The 232-nt window shown below is 59.5% G+C and carries 1 protein-coding gene; it reads right to left on the reverse strand.

Annotated elements, in window-relative coordinates:
* The coding region (locus tag ACLJNW_RS28850; RefSeq protein WP_410962112.1) for a dodecin family protein at positions 1–117 on the reverse strand (117 nt) is incomplete at its 3' end.
* Positions 118–232 lie beyond the last annotated feature (115 nt).

A 232-nucleotide genomic window follows, 5' to 3' on the forward strand; every position in this document is an offset into this window, starting at 1 on the left:
TTCCAGATGCTGGATGCTCTTCGCCGCTTCGGCGAGGGCGTTGTTGATGGCGTCCTCGATGCTGGTCTTGGACGAGCCGACCAGTTCGATCTTCTTGTAGGTGTGGTGATTGGACATGAACTCTCTCCCCGGACGATGCCTGGTTCTTCGCGCCCGACGGGCGCCTCTGTTCAATGGACACTAGCCGAGCCGGAAAAGTGCAGCAAATCGCCAGCGCTCAGCCTGCCAACTG

This window comes from Salmonella sp. SAL4457 (assembly GCF_046548235.1).
GTDB classification, from domain to species: Bacteria; Pseudomonadota; Gammaproteobacteria; order Enterobacterales; family Enterobacteriaceae; genus Salmonella; species Salmonella enterica.